The following is a 17,739-nucleotide window of genomic DNA, read 5'->3' on the forward strand; positions in this document are numbered from 1 at the left end:
GTCCGGCGACCGCCTGACGATGATCAACTCGACTGGGTAACGTGCGACACATGTTGCGTGCTCGCACCCTGCTCGGACCCGGCCCCTGCAACCCCTACCCGGAGGCCACGGTCGCCCTGGGGCAGCCGCTGCTGGGGCACCTCGACCCGCTCTTCCTGCAGGTGCTGGACGAGACCTCCGACCGGCTGCGCGAGGTCTTCGGCACCGCGAACCGGCGCACGCTGCCGCTGTCGGCCACCGGCTCGGCCGGCATGGAGGCCGCCTTCGTCAACACCCTGGGCCCCGGGGACGTCGCCGTCGTCGCGGTCAACGGGCTCTTCGGCCAGCGGATGGTCGAGGTCGCCTCCCGCACCGGCGCCGAGGTCGTGCCGGTCGAGCACGAGTGGGGCCAGCCGGTGGACGCCGACCGGGTGCTGTCCGCGCACCCCGCGCCCAAGGTGATCGCGGCCGTGCACGCGGAGACCTCCACCGGCGTGGAGTCCGACATGGCCGCGCTGGGCGCCGGCAAGGGCGACGCACTGCTGGTGGCCGACTGCGTGACCTCGCTCGGGGGCATCCCGGTGGCCCTGGACGAGTGGGGCGTGGACATCGCCTACTCCGGCTCGCAGAAGTGCCTGGGCGTCGCGCCCGGGCTGGCCCCGTTCACCATCAGCGACCGGGCCTGGGAGCGTCGGATCACCCGGCCGCAGTCCTGGTACCTGGACCTGGGCCTGCTCGGTGGCTACGCAGGTGAGGCCGGCGGCTCGGGTGGCCGTACCTACCACCACACCGCGCCCACCGGCATGGTCGTGTCACTGCACGCGGGCCTGGGCCGGGTGCTGGAGGAGGGCCTGCCCGCCGTCCACGCCCGCCACGCCGCCGCCGGCGGTGCGCTGCAGGCCGGCCTCGAGGCCATGGGCATGCGGTTGTTCGCCGCCGAGGGCCACCGGCTCCCCGAGCTCACCACGGTCTGGGTGCCCGAGGGCGTCGACTCGGCCGCGGTGCGCAAGCGGTTGCTCCAGGAGTACGACATCGAGATCGGCGGCGGCGTCGGCCAGTACGCCGCGAGCGTCTGGCGGATCGGGATGATGGGCCACAACGCCCGCCCCGACACCGTCGCCCTGGTCCTGGCCGCCCTTCGCGAGGTCCTCGCCTGACCCCCTGCTGCAGTTGATCATCGTCAGGTGGTCGTCGGACACGCCCTCGGAGGTGCGTCGGCACCACCACCTGACGATGATCGACCCGCCGGTGGGCGCCAGCCGCGGCTGAGGAGGGCGCGGCGGCAGCGGTCCACGACCGCGCTGCGACCGTGGCGGGCACCGGAGCGCGGCAGGATCCAGCCGTCGGCGCCCATCAGGGAGGACCGGTCGACGTCCCGGTCGAACTGGGCGACCTCGGCGTGGTGGCTGCCCTCGTACTCACCGAGCACCCGCCACTCCTCCCAGCCCCAGTCGGCGTGCGCGACGACGCGACCGGCGCGGTCGCACACCGGGACCTGCGCCCGGACCGTGGCAGGTCGCTGTCCGCCAGTCACCACCGGGTCCACGACTCCGGGCGGGACATCGCCCCCGGGTCCAGGCGCGGGGCCACCCACCGCGCCCGCGTGATTCCCCGGACCCGGTCGGCCCGCGCGAGCCGTCCGGCCAACGACGCGGGGTCGAGCACCACGGCGCGCCAGAGGGCGTCGCAAGGGCACAGAGGTCCTCGGGCAGTGGCAGCGGGGCGCGTTCCAGGAAGGTCTGCGCGCCGCTGGTGACGCGCAGGCCGCGGTGCAGGACGCAGGCCCCCGCCGGCGCCGCACCAGCTGCCAGCGCGCCCCGACCCTCGTGATCAGCGCCAGGTGGTCGTGGCGACACGCGTCCAGCAGCGTGTCGCGCGACCACCTGACGGTGATCGACTCGAGGGGTCAGGCGGTGGTGTCGAGGCGAGCGAGGTGTTCGCTGGTCAGCTGCACGTGGGTGGCGGCTGCCGAGTCCTGGATGCTGCGCGGCTTGCTGGCGCCCGGGATGGGGATGACGACGTCGGCCTGGGCCAGGTGCCATGCCAGGGTGACCTGGTAGACCGACACGCCCAGCTCGTCGGCGACCGCGGCGAACTCGGTAGCGGTGGTGGCCAGCGAGCCGGCGTCGCCCATGCCGCCGAAGGGGCTCCACGGGAACCACGCGATGCCGTTCGCCGCGCAGTGGGCGAGCTCGCCGGCGGAGGACCGGAAGCCGGGGGAGAACTGGTTCTGCACGCTGACGAAGGCGTCGCCGCAGATGGCGCGGGCCTCGTCGATCTGGCCGATGTCGGCGTTGGACACCCCGACCATCCGCACCTTGCCGGCGTCGTAGAGGTCCTTGAGCGCGCCCATCGAGTCCGCCCACGGCGTCTCCGGGTCCGGCCGGTGGAACTGGTAGAGGCCGATGGCGTCCACGCCCAGGGCCTGCAGCGAGGCGTCGCACGCCCGCCTGAGGTGCTCCGGGGAGCCGTCGAGGCCCCACTCGCCGCCGCCGGGCCGGGTGTGCCCGCCCTTGGTGGCGATGAGGACGTCGTCCCCACCGGCGTAGGAGCGGACCGCCGCGGCGACCGTGCGCTCGTTGTGGCCTACCTCGGTGTCGTCCAGGCAGTAGGCGTCCGCGGTGTCGATGAGGGTGACGCCGGCGTCCAGGGCCGCGTGCACGACGGCCTCGGCCGCCTCCGGCGAGGGGCGCTGGGATGTGATGGACAGGGGCATGGCGCCCAGGCCGATGGCCGACACGGTGACCCGGCCGACGACGTCGTTGCCGATGCTGCGGTGCTGCACGAGGGGGTCCTCTCGGTTCTGGAGATCCGTCGGGTGTGTCTGCCCACGCAGGTAGCGTCGAACCGTGAGCACGCTGTTCGACCCCGAACCCGAGGAGCGGTCCACCGCCGTCGACCCCGGGGCGCCGCTCGCGGTCCGGATGCGTCCGCGCGGGCTGGACGAGGTCGTCGGGCAGAAGCACCTGCTGGGCCCCCGGGCCCCGCTGCGCCGGCTGGTCGAGGCCGACGAGCCGATGTCACTGGTCCTCTACGGCCCGCCCGGCACCGGCAAGACGACGCTCGCGCACGTGATCTCGCTGGCGACCAAGCGCTCCTTCGTGCAGCTGTCGGCCCTGGACGCGGGGGTCAAGGAGGTCCGCGCGGTCATCGCCGCGGCCAAGCGCGAGCTGGTGCACGGCAACCGGCGCACCGTGCTCTTCATCGACGAGGTCCACCGCTTCTCCAAGACCCAGCAGGACTCGCTGCTGTCGGCGGTGGAGGACCGGATCGTCAGCCTGATCGCGGCCACCACGGAGAACCCGTTCTTCTCGGTGGTCAGCCCGCTGCTGTCCCGCTCGCTGGTGCTGGCCCTGCAGTCGTTGTCCGACGAGGACGTCCGCGAGGTGCTGCACCGGGCGATCGCCTCCGACCGGGGCCTGGACGGCGCCGTCACCCTCACCGACGAGGCCGAGGAGCACCTGCTCCGGGTCGCCGGGGGCGATGCCCGCAAGGCCCTCACCGCGTTGGAGTCCGGCGCCGGTGCCGCCATGGCCGTCTCGGGGCGAGCCGGGACGGCGACCCTGGACCTCGCGACCCTGGAGACCGCTGTCGCGCAGGCCGCGGTGCGCTACGACCGGCAGGGCGACCAGCACTACGACGTGGCCAGCGCGCTGATCAAGAGCGTCCGGGGTTCCGACGTCGACGCCGCGCTGCACTACCTGGCCCGGATGGTGGAGGCGGGGGAGGACCCCCGGTTCATCGCCCGTCGGCTGGTGATCAGCGCCAGCGAGGACATCGGCATGGCCGACCCCACCGCGCTGCAGGTCGCCGTGGCCGCCGCCGACGCGGTGGCCTTCATCGGGATGCCCGAGGGCCACTTCGCCCTCGCCCAGGCCACCGTCCACCTGGCGACGGCGCCGAAGTCCAACGCGCTCACCGTGGCCATCGGGGAGTCCGTGGGCGACGTCCGGGCGGGGCTGGCGGGGCCGGTGCCCCCGGGGCTGCGGGACGCGCACTACGCCGGGGCGAAGAAGCTCGGGCACGGCGCGACCTACAGCTACCCGCACGACCACCCCGACGGCGTGCTGGCCCAGCAGTACCCGCCGGACGCGCTGGTGGGGCGGGACTACTACCGCCCGACCGGCCGCGGGGCCGAGGCCGGCATCGGCGCGCGGCTGGCGCGGCTGCGCGCGATCGTCCGCCGTCCCCGCTGAACCGCGCACACTCTGTCGCACCCCGCGGTTAGGGTGACCCGAGCCTGGAGCAACCCGGGCGGCAGTCAGAGATCCACGACCAGGGGAGTCCACGCGTGTCCGCAGGAGAGATCGCCGGGCTCATCGCCGCCGGCGCGTTGGTGGTGTTGGTGCTGCTGCTCAGCGTGCCCGTGCTCAAGCTCGGGCGGACGCTCGACGAGACCACGCTGACCATCCGCCAGGTCCGTGAGCAGAGCCAGCCCATCCTGAGCCAGGCCTCGACGACGGTCACCCACGTCAACGCCAACCTCGAGCGCGTCGACGACATCACCGGCAACGCCGCGAACGTCTCCTCCAACGTGGCCGCGCTGACCAGCGTCTTCGCCGCCACCCTCGGCAGCCCGCTGATCAAGGCCGCCGCCTTCAGCTACGGCGTCCGCAGCGCGGTGACCAAGAAGCGCGAGGGCCAGGCCGCCGCCACCGCCCAGCGCAGCGCCAAGGACCAGCGCCGCGCCGCCCGCGCCAGCCGGCGGGCCGGCTGATGCGCCGGCTGTTCTGGCTGACCATGGGCATCACCATCGGGGTGCTCGTCGTCCGCAAGATGAGCCAGGCCGCGGAGAAGCTCACGCCGCAGTCGATCGCCGGTCAGCTGGCCGACGGCCTGCGCGACCTGGGCGACGCCATCGCCGACTTCGGCGCCGACGTGCGCGCGGCGGCCGCCTCGCGTGAGGACGAACTGCGCTCGGGCACCGGGCTGGACGCCCCGCTGCCCACCCGCGACGAGGCCAGCGCCGGCGGCCAGGCGGCCCTCGCCGCCCGCCGCGGCGCCCACTCCGCCGACTCCTGACCCGTCACACCCCGGTTCCCCGCGCACGTCCGGGGCGCCACCCCTCGAGAACGAGCTGAGATGCAGACCGCCGAGATCCGCCGCCGTTTCCTGGAGCACTTCGAGAAGCGCGGGCACACCGTGGTCCCCAGCGCCTCGCTGGTGTCCCCGGACCCCTCCCTGCTGTTCACCGTGGCCGGGATGGTGCCCTTCATCCCGTACCTGACCGGGCGGGAGCCGGCGCCGTACCCGCGCGCCACGAGCGTGCAGAAGTGCGTGCGGACCCTCGACATCGAGGAGGTCGGCAAGACCACCCGGCACGGCACGTTCTTCCAGATGAACGGCAACTTCTCCTTCGGCGACTACTTCAAGGACGGCGCCATCGAGGCGGCGTGGGCGCTGATCACCGGGTCCACCGACGACGGCGGTCTCGGCTTCGACCCCGAGCGCATCTGGGTGACCGTCTACCTCGACGACGACGAGGCAGCGCAGGCGTGGGCCCGGATCGCCGGGCTGCCCGCCGAGCGCATCCAGCGGCTGGGCAAGGACAGCAACTACTGGTCCACCGGTGCTGCGGGCCCGGCCGGCCCCTGCTCGGAGATCTTCTTCGACCGGGGCCCCGAGCACGGCCCGGACGGCGGTCCGCTGGTCGACGAGGGCGGGGACCGGTTCGTCGAGATCTGGAACCTGGTCTTCATGCAGTTCGAGCGGGGGGACGGCGAGGGCAAGGACTTCCCGATCCTCGGCGACCTGCCGAAGAAGGCCATCGACACCGGCATGGGCATGGAGCGCGTCGCGTTCCTGCTGCAGGGCGTCGAGAACATGTACGAGATCGACGAGGTCGCCCCGGTGCTGCACCGCGCCGCTGCGCTCGCCGGCGTCACCTACGGCGCCGACCACGACACCGACGTCCGCCTGCGCGTGGTCGCCGACCACGTCCGCTCCGGCCTGATGATCATCGGCGACGGCGTCACCCCCGCCAACGAGGGCCGCGGCTACGTGCTGCGCCGGCTGCTGCGCCGCGCCGTCCGCTCGATGCGCCTGCTCGGCGTCGAGGACGCCGTCCTGCCCACCCTGCTGCCGGTGAGCCGGGACGCGATGAGCCCCAGCTACCCCGGTCTGGCGAGCGACTTCGACCGGATCTCCTCGGTGGCCTACGCCGAGGAGGAGGCGTTCCGGCGCACCCTGGTCGCCGGCACCACCCTCCTGGAGACCGCGGTCGTGTCGGCCAAGCAGTCCGGGGCCACCCAGCTGTCGGGGCAGCAGGCGTTCAGCCTGCACGACACCTACGGCTTCCCGATCGACCTGACCCTGGAGATGGCCGCCGAGCAGGGCGTCACCGTCGACGAGGCCGGCTTCCGGGCGCTGATGACCGAGCAGCGCGACCGCGCGCGGGCCGATGCCCGGTCCAAGCGCAGCGGTGGCGCCGACGTCTCGGCCTACCAGGAGCTGCTCGGTGTCCACGGCCCCACCGACTGGCGGGCCTACGACACCCTGCGCACGGACTCCCGGGTGCTCGCGCTGGTCGGTGACACCCCCGTCGCCGGCCCCGGTGAGCTGACCCGCGTGGTGCTGGACACCACCCCCTTCTACGCCGAGTCCGGTGGCCAGGTCGCCGACGCCGGCCACCTGGTCTGGGACGGCGGTCGCGCCGAGGTCGTCGACGTGCAGCGCCCGGTCAAGGGGCTGGTGGCCCACCAGGTGCGGGTGCTGGAGGGCGAGCTGCGCGACGGCGTCGAGCTGACCGCCGAGGTCGACCTGGAGTGGCGCCGGTCGGCCTGCCAGGCGCACTCGGGCACCCACGTGGTGCACGCGGCGCTGCGCCGGGTGCTGGGCCCGCAGGCACTGCAGGCCGGGTCCTACAACCGGCCCGGGTACCTCCGGCTGGACTTCGCCTGGCAGGGCGCCCTGTCGGCGCAGCAGCGCACCGACATCGAGGAGGTCGCCAACGCGGCCGTCCGCGAGGACCAGGCCGTCCGGGCACTGTGGATGACGCTGCCCGAGGCCCGCGAGTTCGGTGCCCTGGCGCTGTTCGGGGAGACCTACGGCGAGCAGGTCCGCGTGGTGGAGATCGGCGGTGAGTGGTCGCGGGAGCTGTGCGGTGGCACCCACGTGCGCGGGAGCGCCCAGATCGGCCCGCTGGCGCTGACCGCGGAGAGCTCCGTGGGGTCCGGTTCGCGGCGCGTCGAGGCCGTCGTCGGTCTGGAGGCCTTCCGCTACCTGGCTCGCGAGCGGGACCTGGTCCGTCAGCTCGCCGACCTGCTCAAGGCCCCGCAGGACGGGCTCGTCGACCGGGTCACGGGCATGCTGGCCCGCCAGCGCGACGCCGAGAAGGAGCTGGCCGAGCTGCGTGGGCAGCAGACGCTGGCCGCCGCCGGTGACCTGGCGGGTTCGGCCCGCGACGTCTTCGGCGTCCGGGTGGTCACCGCCTCGCCCGCCGGCCTGTCCGGTGGGGACCTGCGCAACCTGGCCCTCGACGTGCGTGGCCGGTTGGGCAACGACACGCCGGCCGCGGTCGTGCTGGCCTCCGACGCCGGCGGCAAGGTCGCCCTCGTGGCCGCGGTGAACCCGGTGGCACAGGAGTGGGGCCTGTCGGCGAGTGACCTGCTCAAGGCCGCGGCGGCGCCGGTCGGCGGCCGCGGCGGCGGCAAGCCCGACGTCGCCCAGGGCGGCGGCACCGACCCGGCCGGCATCCCGGCGGCGCTGGCGGCCGTGGAGCACGCGGTCGGCGCGGCGGTCACCACTGCCTGAGGTGGGCGTGGAGACCGGGGCTCCGGGGGAGTTCGTGCCGGGCCGGCGGATCGGCGTCGACGTGGGCACGGTCCGGGTCGGCGTCGCGATGTCGGATGCGACCGGGTTCCTGGCCAGTCCGCTGGAGACGCTGCGGAGGGCGCGGGACCAGAGCGACCTGGACCGGCTGGCCGCCCTCGTGACGGAACACGAGGTGACGGAGGTGGTGGTGGGGGACCCGAGGCACCTCTCCGGTGCGTCAGGGGCCTCTGCCGCCGACGCACGCGCCTACGCTGGTTCACTGGCCGCGCGCATCGGGGACGTCCCGGTGCGCCTCGTCGACGAAAGGCTCTCCACCGTGACCGCAGCCAGCGACCTGCGCGCGCGCGGCATCGACGCCCGCCGTCAGCGCTCGGTGATCGACCAGGCCGCCGCCGTGGTGATCCTGCAGAGCCACCTGGATCGCGTCCGCTCCGGCGGTCGCCCCGCATGAGCGACCCCACGGACGGCTCCCGTCGCGGTGGCCGGCACTCCGGCGAGGGCGGTGGCCGGTCGGCCGCGGACTTCCTCGCCAGCTGGCCCACCGGCGAGTTCGCCGCGGTGACCGACGAGCCCACCGGCCCGGTCACCGACGGCCCACGCCGTGCCCGTCGCCGCGCCGAGGAGGAGGCGGCCGCCCCGGATGCGGGCACCTCCCAGGACCCCGCTCCCCGGGCGCGGCCCAGCACGCCGGTCCCGGCCCGGCCCACCAGCCGGCCGCTGGACCCCGCCGACGAGGAGGCGACCCGGCGCACCCCGCTGGTCGCGCCCGAGACCACCGAGATGCCGGCCCGACCGGGCCCGGTCCGCCCGGGGCCCGCACGGCCGCCGGCGTCCGCGCTGTCGGGGCTGATCCTGGGCAACACCGGCCGCAACCCCCGCGTGGAGCCCGCGACCGGCCCCGCCAGGAGCCACGCGGCACCCGTCCCGCCCCCGGCGGCGCCCGTGACCGGTGCCGACGGGGACGACGACGGGGACGACGAGCCCACCGACCGGCACGCCCGGGTGCGCGACGACGCGCCCGGACCGGACCTCTTCGACCAGGAGGATGTCGCCGACCCGCGCGAGACCGGCCGCCGACGAGCAGCCCCGCAGTCGGCACACGACGACCACCAGGACCACCAGGGCCACCGGGACCACCAGGGCCACCGGGATCACCAGGACCACGCAGACCGCGACGCCGGCCGCCTCCCCGACGACGACCGCCGCGACGACGACCGCCGCGACGACGACCACACCGGCACCACCGCACCCGTCTGGGACGAGACCGGGGGCCTGGAGGTCATCGGCGCCGAGGTCGAGGAGGACCGCGGGCGCCGCGGCCGCCGTGCCCGGGGCGCCCGGCCGGCCCGCAAGCGCAAGGCCCGCCGCCCGATCACGATCGTGCTCTCGCTGCTGGTCCTCGTCGGGCTGGTCGCCGGGATCGTCGTCGGCGGCCAGTGGCTGCTCGGCAAGGTCAACCCCACGGCCGAGGACTACACCGGCCAGGGTTCCGGTGACGTGCAGGTCCGGGTGCTGACCGGGGACTCGCTCACCGCGATCGGCCGCTCGCTGGTCGAGGCCGACGTCATCGCCTCCACCGGCCCGTTCGTGGACGCGGCGTCGGCGAACCCGGCCGCTACCGGCATCCAGCCCGGCGTCTACGGCATGCGGCTGCAGATGAGCGGGCAGGCCGCGCTGGACCGGCTGCTGGACCCCGCCGCCCGTCTGCTGTCCCGGGTGACGGTCCCGGAGGGGTACACGGTCACCCAGACGCTGCAGCGGCTCTCCGACGCCACCCAGGTGCCGTTGGCCGAGCTGCAGGCCGCCGCTGCGGACACCACCCAGCTGGGCCTGCCGGCCTGGTCGAACGGCCAGCTGGAGGGCTTCCTCTACCCGCTGACCTACGACTTCGAGCCCGAGACGACCGCGGTGCAGATGCTGCAGGCGATGGTCGCCCAGTTCGACCAGGTGGCCACCGACAGCCAGTTGGAGGCCCGGGCCGCTGCGGCCGGCCGGACGCCGTACGAGGTGCTGACCGTGGCCTCGATGGTGCAGTCGGAGACCCAGCAGGACGCCGAGCGGGTCGACGTGGCACAGGTGGTCTACAACCGGCTGGCCGCCGGCACCACCCTGGGGATCGACGCCACGCTCGCCTACGGGCTGGACAAGAGCGGCAACGACCTCACCGTCGCCGACCTCGCCTCGGACAACCCGTACAACACCCGCATCCTGCCCGGCCTGCCCCCGACGCCGATCAGCTCGCCGGGCGAGCTCAGCCTGGAGGCTGCGCTGGCCCCCAGCACCGGGGACCTCGAGTACTACGTGCTGGCCGACTCCGAGGGCAACCACTTCTTCACCTCCGACTACCAGGAGTTCCTGGCCGCACGGGACCGCTGCGCGGCCGCCGGCCTGGGCTGCGGCGCCGGGTGAGGCGGGCCGCCGTCCTCGGTCGGCCGGTCGGCCACTCCCTGTCCCCGGTGCTCCACCGGGCCGCCTACGCCGAGCTGGGCCTCACCGACTGGACCTACGAGGCCCTCGACATCGGGGCCGAGGACCTGCCGGTGCTGCTGGCCGGGCTCGACGAGGAGTGGCAGGGCTTCTCGGTGACCATGCCGTGCAAGCAGGCCGCCGTCGCCGTGGCCGACGACGTCGACGCCCTGCCCCGGTTGCTCGGTGCGGCCAACACCCTCGTCCGCACCCCCACCGGGTGGCGCGCGGAGAACACCGACGTCACCGGCGTGGGGATGGCGCTCCAGCTGGGCGGGGTCGAGTCGGTGGAGCACGCCGCGATCCTGGGCGCCGGCGGCACCGCCAGCGCCGCCGCGGTGGCCCTGGCCAGCCTGGGTGCCCGGACGGTGGACGTCGTCGTCCGGGACCCCGAGCGGGCCGCCGGCGTCGTCGCGGTGCTCGACGCCCTGGAGGTCACCGCCCGGGTCGCCACCTTCGCCGACACCCCCGAGGTCGCCGCCCCCGTGGTGGTGAGCACCGTCCCCGCCGACGGGCAGACGACGGTCGCCGGCCTGCACTGGCAGCCGGGCCAGACCGTCCTGGACGTGCTCTACGCCGGCTGGCCGACGCCACTGGCCCAGGCCGTCGAGGCCGCCGGGGGCCGGACGGTGCACGGCATCGAGGTGCTGTTCTGGCAGGCCACCGTGCAGGTCGAGCTGATCACCGGGCACCCGGCGCCGATCGCGGCCATGCGGGCCGCGCTCGACGCGAGTCTGCGGCCCTGACCGCACTGACGGCCGGCGCCGCCCTGCTGGGTGCGGTGCTGGGTCCGTGGCTGGCCGGCGTCACCGTCCGTCTGGTGGCCGGGTACCGGGTCGCCGGGCGCCCGGGCTCCGTCGCGGCCCCCGGGGTCCGCACGCGCCGGACCGCCTCTGCCCGGGCGTCCGTGTCCACGGCGCTCGTGACCGCGGGGCTCTTCGCGGGTGCGGCGCTGCTGACCGGATCCCGGCCGGTCCTGGTCGGCCTGGTGTGGGTCGCCGGGTCGGCCGTCGTGCTGGCCGGCGTCGACACCGCCGTGCACCGGTTGCCCGACGTGGTCGTGCTCCCGGCCCTGGGGGTGCTCGCGGCGGCCGTGGTCGTCGACGCGGTCGCCGTGGGCACGGCACAGCCGGCCCTGGACGGGCTGTGGTGCGCCCTGGTCGCGTTCGGCGTCGCCGCGCTGCTCCGGCTGCTCCGCCCGGACGCGCTGGGCTTCGGCGACGTCAAGCTGCTGGCGGTGCTCGGGCTCGCGCTGGGCTGGCGCGGTGGGGGCGCCCTGCTGGTGACCGGCGTCTTCCTCGGGATGCTGGCGGGGGCGCTCGGCGCGCTGGTGCTGGTGGCCCTGCGCCGCGCCGGGTGGCGCTCCGCGGTGCCCTTCGGGCCGCCGCTGCTGGTCGGCACGGCGGCGGCGTTCGCCCTGGCCGGACCTCTCTGAGCAGGTCCGTCGTACCCGGCTGGCACACTCACCCCCATGTTGCGCTGGCTGACCGCCGGTGAGTCGCACGGTCCTCAGCTCACCGCCATCCTCGAGGGACTCCCGGCCGGGGTGGAGATCACCTCCGCCGACCTGGACCACCAGCTCGCCCGCCGCCGACTGGGCCACGGCCGCGGCGCGCGCATGAGCTTCGAGACCGATGCGGTCTCGCTCACCGGGGGCGTCCGGCACGGGCGCACCCAGGGCGGCCCGATCGCCGTCCAGGTGGGCAACGTCGAGTGGCCCAAGTGGCAGACGGTCATGTCGGCCGACCCGGTGGACGCCGAGGTGCTGGCCGGTCAGGCCCGCAACGCCCCGCTCACCCGGCCCCGGCCGGGGCACGCCGACCTGGCCGGCATGCAGAAGTACGGCTTCGACGACGCCCGCCCCGTCCTGGAGCGGGCCAGTGCCCGGGAGACCGCGGCGCGGGTCGCCCTGGGCACCGCGGCGCGCGCGTTCCTGCAGCAGGTCCTCGACGTCCGCGTGGTCAGCCACGTGGTCGCCATCGGTGCGGTGTCGGTGCCCGACGGCGTGCTGCCCGGTCCCGACGACAACGACGCCCTGGACGCCGACCCGGTGCGCTGCGCGCACCCGGCGACCTCGGCGGAGATGACCGCCGAGATCGACGACGTCCGGAAGAACGGGGACACCGTCGGCGGCGTCATCGAGGTCGTCGTGCACGGCCTGCCGCCGGGCCTGGGCAGCCACGTGCACTGGGACCGCCGGCTGGACTCCCGGCTGGCCGGTGCCCTGATGGGCGTCCAGTCGGTCAAGGCCGTCGAGGTCGGGGACGGCCTGGAGACCGCGCGCCGCCGCGGCTCGGTCGCCCACGACGAGATCGAGGTGACCGGCGCCGGTGAGGTCCGCCGTCGCACCGACCGCGCCGGGGGCATCGAGGGCGGGATGACCAACGGCGAGGTGCTGCGGGTCCGGGCCGCCATGAAGCCGATCAGCACGGTGCCGCGCGCCCTGGACACCGTGGACACCGCCACCGGTGAGGCCGCGGTGGCGATCAACCAGCGCAGCGACGCCTGCGCGGTGCCCCGCGGCTCGGTCGTGATGGAGGCGATGGTCGCCCTGGTGCTGGCCGATGCGGTGCTGGAGAAGTTCGGTGGGGACTCGGTGCCCGAGACCCGCCGCAACGTGGCCGGCTACCTCGACGGGCTGGCCTGGCGGTGACGGCCCCCGAGGGGGCGGCCGCCCTGGTGGTCCTCGTCGGCCCGCCCGCCTCGGGCAAGACCACCGTCGGGACGGCGCTGGCCGCCGAGTTGGGGACGTCCTTCCGGGACACCGACCACGACGTGGAGGCCGAGGCCGGCACGTCGGTCGCCGACCTGTTCGTCACCGAGGGCGAGGCACACTTCCGGGCCCTGGAGGAGCGCGCCGTCGCCCGCGCGCTCGCCGAGCACAGCGGGGTCCTGGCCCTCGGCGGGGGTGCCGTCACCAGCGCGCACACCCGCGCCCTGCTGGTCGCCCACGGCGCGGCCGGGGGCACCGTCGTCTGGCTCGACGTCGACCTCGCCTCGGCCGCCAAGCGGGTCGGCCTCTCCCGGGACCGGCCGATCCTCGGGGTCAACCCGCGGCAGATGCTGCGGCAGATGCTGGAGACCCGGGCGCCGCTCTACGGCGAGGTGTCCACGCTGCACCTGCAGACCGGCAGCCGCCCGGTCCGCGACGTGCTGGCCGACGTGCTGGCCGCGCTGCCGGCCGTGGGCAGCTCCCGGTGACCGGCCTCCAGCGGGTCACCGTCGCCGGGGACGCGCCCTACGACGTGGTCATCGGCGCCGGGGCGGTCCGTGAGCTGCCGCTGCTCACCGGCACCGTGCTCGCCGGCGCCACCCGGGCGGCCGTGGTGCACACCGCGTCGCTGGCCGCACTCGCCGGTGCCGTGGTCGAGGTGCTGCAGACCGCCGGGCTCGCCGCGGAGGCGCTCGTCGTCCCCGACGGGGAGCAGGCCAAGACCGCCGAGGTCGCCGCCGGGCTCTGGGGCGAGCTGGGCCGCCTCGGGCTGACCCGCAGCGACGTCGTCGTCGGCGTCGGTGGGGGAGCGGTCACCGACCTGGCCGGGTTCGTCGCGGCCACCTGGCTGCGCGGTGTGCGCGTCGTCCAGGTGCCGACCAGCCTGCTGGGCATGGTCGATGCCGCGGTGGGCGGCAAGACCGGCATCAACACCGCCGCCGGCAAGAACCTGGTCGGTGCCTTCCACCCCCCGGTCGCCGTGCTCGTGGACACCGACTCCCTCGCCGGCCTGCCCGACGCGGAGTTCCGCTCCGGGCTGGCGGAGGTGGTCAAGTGCGGGTTCATCGCCGACGGCGCCGTGCTGGAGCTGCTCGGGGCCGATCCCACGGGCCGGGCCGCGACCACCGAGCTGATCACCCGGGCCGTGCAGGTCAAGGCCGACGCGGTCGGCGAGGACCTCTACGACACCGGCCGCCGGGAGTTCCTCAACTACGGCCACACCCTGGCCCACGCGATCGAGAAGACCGAGGACTTCGGCTGGCGGCACGGTGAGGCCGTCGCCGTCGGTCTGGTCTTCGCCGCCGAGCTGGGCGTCGCGGCCGGTCGGCTGTCCCGGGCCGAGGCCGACCGGCACCGCGAGCTGGTGGCCGCGATGGGTCTGCCCACCACGTACGCCGGGGACTTCGACCAGCTGCGCGGGGTCATGGCGATCGACAAGAAGTCCCGGGGCGCGAGCCTGCGGTTCGTCGTCCTCGACGGGCTGGGCCGCCCCGGCATCCTCACCGACCCCGACGAGGCCTGGCTGCGTGCGGCCTGGGCAGCAGTGGAGGAGTCCGCATGAGCATCGTCGTCCTCAACGGCGCGAACCTGGGCCGCCTGGGCAGCCGCGAGCCCGAGAAGTACGGCACCACCACCCACGCCGACCTGGTCGCCCGGATCGAGGCGGTGGCCGCCGAGCTGGGTCAGGACGTCACCGTCCGGCAGACCGACAGCGAGGCCGAGCTGCTGGGCTGGGTGCACGAGGCCGCCGACGCCGGCACCGCCGTGGTGGTCAACGCCGCCGGCTGGACGCACACCTCGGTGGTGCTGCGTGACGCCCTCGCCCAGGTGGACGCCCCCGTCGTCGAGGTGCACATCACCAACGTGCACGCCCGGGAGTCCTTCCGGCACCACTCCTACGTCTCCGCGGTCGCCGACGGCGTCGTCGCCGGGCTCGGCGTCTTCGGCTACGAGGCGGCGCTGCGCTACCTGGCCGACCGGGGTGTCCGGTGACGGCCGCGCGCATGGACCACGCCGGTCGGCGGGACCGCCTCCGGGCCGCCGCGGGTGAGCAGGGACTGGACGCCGTGCTGGTCACCAACCTGCTCAACGTGCGCTACCTGACCGGGTTCACCGGCTCGAACGGCGCGCTGCTCGTCCGCACCGGGGGCGCCGACCTCTTCGGCACCGACGGCCGGTACACCACCCAGGCCGGCACCCAGGTGCCCGACGTCGAGCTGCTGGTCGACCGCGGCACCGTCGGCGCGCTGACCGCCGCGGCCGCCGGGGTGGGCCGGTTGGGCTTCGAGTCCCACGACGTCACCGTGGACGGGCTGCGTGCGCTGGAGAGGGTGCTCGAGGGCAGCGCCACCGAGCTGGTCGGCGTCCGCCGGGCCGTCGAGGGGCTGCGCGCGGTCAAGGACGACGACGAGGTGGACGCACTGCGCCGGGCCTGCACCGTCGCCGACCAGGCGCTGGCCGAGCTCGCCGCCGAGGGTGCCCTGCGCCCGGGGCGCACGGAGCTCGCCGTCGGGCGGGAGCTCGACGCCCGGATGCTGTCGCTGGGTGCGGAGTCCCCGAGCTTCGAGACGATCGTGGCCACCGGTGCGAACTCGGCGATCCCGCACCACCGTCCCGACACCACCGAGCTGCGCGACGGCGACTTCCTCAAGCTGGACTTCGGCGCCACCGTCGACGGCTACCACTCCGACATGACCCGGACCCTGGTCCTGGGCCACGCCGCGGACTGGCAGCGCGAGGTGTACGCCCTGGTGCAGGCCTCCCAGGCCGCCGGGCGGGACGCGCTCGCGGTCGGTGCCGAGGTCACCGCGATCGACGCGGCGTCCCGCGACGTCATCGTCGCCGCCGGCCACGGGGAGCACTTCACGCACGGCCTCGGGCACGGCGTCGGCCTGGAGATCCACGAGGCTCCGGGCATCTCGGCCCTCGGCGCAGGTAGGCTGGCCGCCGGCATGGCCGTCACCGTGGAACCGGGGGTCTACCTCCCCGGCCACGGCGGTGTCCGGATCGAGGACACCCTGGTCGTCACGACCGACGAGCCCGAGTTGTTGACCCTCACGAGCAAGGAACTGCTGGTCCTCTAGATGGCTACCACCAACGACCTCAAGAACGGCATCGTCCTCAAGCTGGACGGTCAGCTGTGGACCGTGACCGACTTCCAGCACGTGAAGCCGGGCAAGGGCGGCGCCTTCGTGCGCACCACGCTGAAGAACGTCCTGTCCGGGAAGGTCGTCGACCGCACGTTCAACGCCGGCCTGAAGGTCGAGACGGCGACCGTCGACAAGCGGACGATGACCTACCTGTACCAGGACGGCGCCGACTACGTCTTCATGGACGGCGACACCTTCGAGCAGATCCCGGTCTCCGCGGCCACCCTGGGCAGCGCCTCGGACTACCTGCTGGAGAACACCGAGGCCATGGTCGCCGTGCACGAGGGCGTCCCGCTGTTCGTCGAGCTGCCGGTGACCATGGAGCTCGTGGTGCAGCACACCGACCCGGGCCTGCAGGGTGACCGCTCCACCGGTGGCACCAAGCCCGCCACCCTGGAGACCGGCGCCGAGATCCAGGTCCCGCTGTTCGTCACCACCGGCGAGAAGCTCAAGGTCGACACCCGCGACGGCCGGTACCTCGGCCGCGTCAGCTGATCGCGGCGACCTGACGTGGCTGCCCGTTCCAAGGCGCGCAAGCGCGCCGTCGACGTCCTCTACGAGGCCGACCTGCGCGGTGGCGACGTCCTCCCGCTGCTGCGCGAGCGGGTGGCCGACGCCAACCCGCCGGTGCCCGACCACGCCGTCAGGCTGGTGGAGGGCGCTGTCGAGCACGGCGCCGACATCGACCGGCTGATCGGTGAGCACGCCTCGGGCTGGACGCTGGACCGGCTGCCCGACGTCGACCGGGCCATCCTGCGGATGGCGGTCTTCGAGCTGCTGTGGGTGCCCGACGTCCCCGACGCCGTCGTCATCGACGAGGCGGTGGAGCTGGCCAAGGCGCTGTCCACCGACGACTCGGCGGCCTACGTCAACGGCGTCCTGGGCGGCATCGTCCGCGCGGAGATACCCACCTCCTGAGCACGCACGAAGGGCCCCTCCCGCACCGGGAGGGGCCCTTCGTCGTGCGGGTGGCTCAGCGGGGGGAGCGGCGGCGCTCCCAGTCGAGCTCCTCGTCCTCCTCGGACGTCGCGTAGCCGGTGCCGTCGGCGCCGGGGGAGAGCACGCCCCACTCGATGAGCCGGGTGGTCAGCTCGTCGGGGCTCATGTCGTAGATGATCGCCAGTGACTTGAGGTCCTCGGCGCGGATCGACAGCACCTTGCCGTTGTAGTCGTGGCGCTGCGCCTGGATCGTCGAGGCGTACCGGGCCAGCGGGCCGGCCTCGTCGGCGGGCAGCGAGCCGAGCGACTCCAGGTTGAGCACGATCTTGGTGGTCTTGGTGACCGCGGAGCTGGGGCGCGGGTCGGGCAGCAGCTCGGAGACCGGCACGCCGTAGAACACCGCGAGCTCCGACAGGCGCTGCACGGTCACGGCACGGTCCCCGCGCTCGTAGGAACCGACGACGACGGCCTTCCAGCGGCCGTGCGACTTGTCCTCGACACCCTGCAGCGAGAGACCCTGCTGGTTCCGGATCGCCCGGAGGCGAGCGCCCAGCGCCCGCGAGTAGTCGGTGCTCATCAAGTCCTGCTCACTGTGTGTCGTCGGATGCGGCTCCTGCTGGTCACTGAGAGTACTCGCTGCAGGTGGTGCGCAACACCGGACGTCACCCGAGAGGGTCAGCCGGACGGCGCAGGTCACACCTGGGGGTGCGCTAGCGTGCT

Annotated in this window: 19 protein-coding genes; 16 read left to right on the forward strand and 3 right to left on the reverse strand. The window is 74.5% G+C overall.

Annotated elements, in window-relative coordinates:
- The first annotated feature begins 50 nt into the window (after positions 1-50).
- Positions 51-1,136, forward strand: coding sequence for an alanine--glyoxylate aminotransferase family protein (locus tag ASG41_RS20080; RefSeq protein WP_056299550.1), 1,086 nt, complete (start codon positions 51-53; stop codon positions 1,134-1,136).
- 23 nt (positions 1,137-1,159) lie between these two features.
- On the opposite strand, the gene ASG41_RS20085 is transcribed toward ASG41_RS20080, so the two are convergent.
- Positions 1,160-1,513, reverse strand: a complete 354-nt coding sequence (locus ASG41_RS20085; RefSeq protein ID WP_157519562.1) for a hypothetical protein — start codon at positions 1,511-1,513, stop codon at positions 1,160-1,162.
- 372 nt (positions 1,514-1,885) lie between these two features.
- Positions 1,886-2,764: an aldo/keto reductase gene (locus ASG41_RS20090; RefSeq protein WP_056299557.1), complete on the reverse strand. Its 879-nt coding sequence runs from the start codon at positions 2,762-2,764 to the stop codon at positions 1,886-1,888.
- A gap of 64 nt (positions 2,765-2,828) precedes the next feature.
- Here ASG41_RS20090 and ASG41_RS20095 point away from each other — a divergent pair, with 64 nt between their 5' ends.
- From ASG41_RS20095 to nusB, 15 genes are all read left to right on the forward strand, one after another.
- On the forward strand, positions 2,829-4,175 hold the full coding sequence (locus tag ASG41_RS20095; RefSeq protein WP_056299560.1) for a replication-associated recombination protein A: 1,347 nt from the start codon (positions 2,829-2,831) through the stop codon (positions 4,173-4,175).
- 95 nt (positions 4,176-4,270) lie between these two features.
- A complete protein-coding gene (locus ASG41_RS20100) occupies positions 4,271-4,696 on the forward strand; it encodes a DUF948 domain-containing protein (RefSeq protein WP_056299564.1) in 426 nt (141 codons plus the stop codon).
- Positions 4,696-5,001, forward strand: a complete 306-nt coding sequence (locus ASG41_RS20105; protein WP_056299567.1) for a hypothetical protein — start codon at positions 4,696-4,698, stop codon at positions 4,999-5,001. Before ASG41_RS20100 ends, ASG41_RS20105 begins: the two co-directional genes overlap by 1 nt.
- A gap of 60 nt (positions 5,002-5,061) precedes the next feature.
- The gene (alaS, locus tag ASG41_RS20110; protein WP_056299571.1) at positions 5,062-7,731 is read left to right on the forward strand and encodes an alanine--tRNA ligase; all 2,670 of its coding nucleotides are present in this window, start codon (positions 5,062-5,064) and stop codon (positions 7,729-7,731) included.
- A gap of 7 nt (positions 7,732-7,738) precedes the next feature.
- A complete protein-coding gene (ruvX, locus tag ASG41_RS20115; protein WP_200939146.1) occupies positions 7,739-8,203 on the forward strand; it encodes a Holliday junction resolvase RuvX in 465 nt (154 codons plus the stop codon).
- Positions 8,200-10,161, forward strand: a complete 1,962-nt coding sequence (gene mltG / locus ASG41_RS20120) for an endolytic transglycosylase MltG (RefSeq protein ID WP_056299576.1) — start codon at positions 8,200-8,202, stop codon at positions 10,159-10,161. The genes ruvX and mltG overlap by 4 nt, the downstream gene beginning before the upstream one ends.
- Positions 10,158-10,964 (forward strand): shikimate dehydrogenase, encoded by an 807-nt coding sequence (locus tag ASG41_RS20125; RefSeq protein ID WP_082557154.1) that lies wholly within the window; start codon positions 10,158-10,160, stop codon positions 10,962-10,964. The genes mltG and ASG41_RS20125 overlap by 4 nt, the downstream gene beginning before the upstream one ends.
- Before the next feature lie 35 nt (positions 10,965-10,999).
- Positions 11,000-11,653 (forward strand): A24 family peptidase, encoded by a 654-nt coding sequence (locus ASG41_RS20130; RefSeq protein WP_235564942.1) that lies wholly within the window; start codon positions 11,000-11,002, stop codon positions 11,651-11,653.
- Between the two features lie 36 nt (positions 11,654-11,689).
- Positions 11,690-12,871, forward strand: a complete 1,182-nt coding sequence (gene aroC, locus ASG41_RS20135; protein WP_056299582.1) for a chorismate synthase — start codon at positions 11,690-11,692, stop codon at positions 12,869-12,871.
- On the forward strand, positions 12,868-13,419 hold the full coding sequence (locus tag ASG41_RS20140; protein ID WP_056299585.1) for a shikimate kinase: 552 nt from the start codon (positions 12,868-12,870) through the stop codon (positions 13,417-13,419). The genes aroC and ASG41_RS20140 overlap by 4 nt, the downstream gene beginning before the upstream one ends.
- On the forward strand, positions 13,416-14,492 hold the full coding sequence (gene aroB, locus ASG41_RS20145; RefSeq protein ID WP_056299588.1) for a 3-dehydroquinate synthase: 1,077 nt from the start codon (positions 13,416-13,418) through the stop codon (positions 14,490-14,492). Before ASG41_RS20140 ends, aroB begins: the two co-directional genes overlap by 4 nt.
- Positions 14,489-14,923: a type II 3-dehydroquinate dehydratase gene (gene aroQ, locus ASG41_RS20150; protein WP_056299591.1), complete on the forward strand. Its 435-nt coding sequence runs from the start codon at positions 14,489-14,491 to the stop codon at positions 14,921-14,923. The genes aroB and aroQ overlap by 4 nt, the downstream gene beginning before the upstream one ends.
- Positions 14,920-16,014, forward strand: coding sequence for a Xaa-Pro peptidase family protein (locus tag ASG41_RS20155; protein ID WP_235564943.1), 1,095 nt, complete (start codon positions 14,920-14,922; stop codon positions 16,012-16,014). The genes aroQ and ASG41_RS20155 overlap by 4 nt, the downstream gene beginning before the upstream one ends.
- A complete protein-coding gene (gene efp / locus ASG41_RS20160) occupies positions 16,015-16,575 on the forward strand; it encodes an elongation factor P (RefSeq protein WP_056299594.1) in 561 nt (186 codons plus the stop codon).
- 15 nt (positions 16,576-16,590) lie between these two features.
- On the forward strand, positions 16,591-16,998 hold the full coding sequence (nusB, locus tag ASG41_RS20165; protein ID WP_056299596.1) for a transcription antitermination factor NusB: 408 nt from the start codon (positions 16,591-16,593) through the stop codon (positions 16,996-16,998).
- 55 nt (positions 16,999-17,053) lie between these two features.
- Here the strand turns inward: nusB and ASG41_RS20170 are convergent, their stop codons facing one another.
- A complete protein-coding gene (locus ASG41_RS20170) occupies positions 17,054-17,596 on the reverse strand; it encodes a transcriptional regulator (RefSeq protein WP_056299599.1) in 543 nt (180 codons plus the stop codon).
- Between the last annotated feature and the right edge of the window lie 143 nt (positions 17,597-17,739).

Source organism: Modestobacter sp. Leaf380, assembly GCF_001424485.1.
GTDB lineage: Bacteria > Actinomycetota > Actinomycetes > Mycobacteriales > Geodermatophilaceae > Klenkia.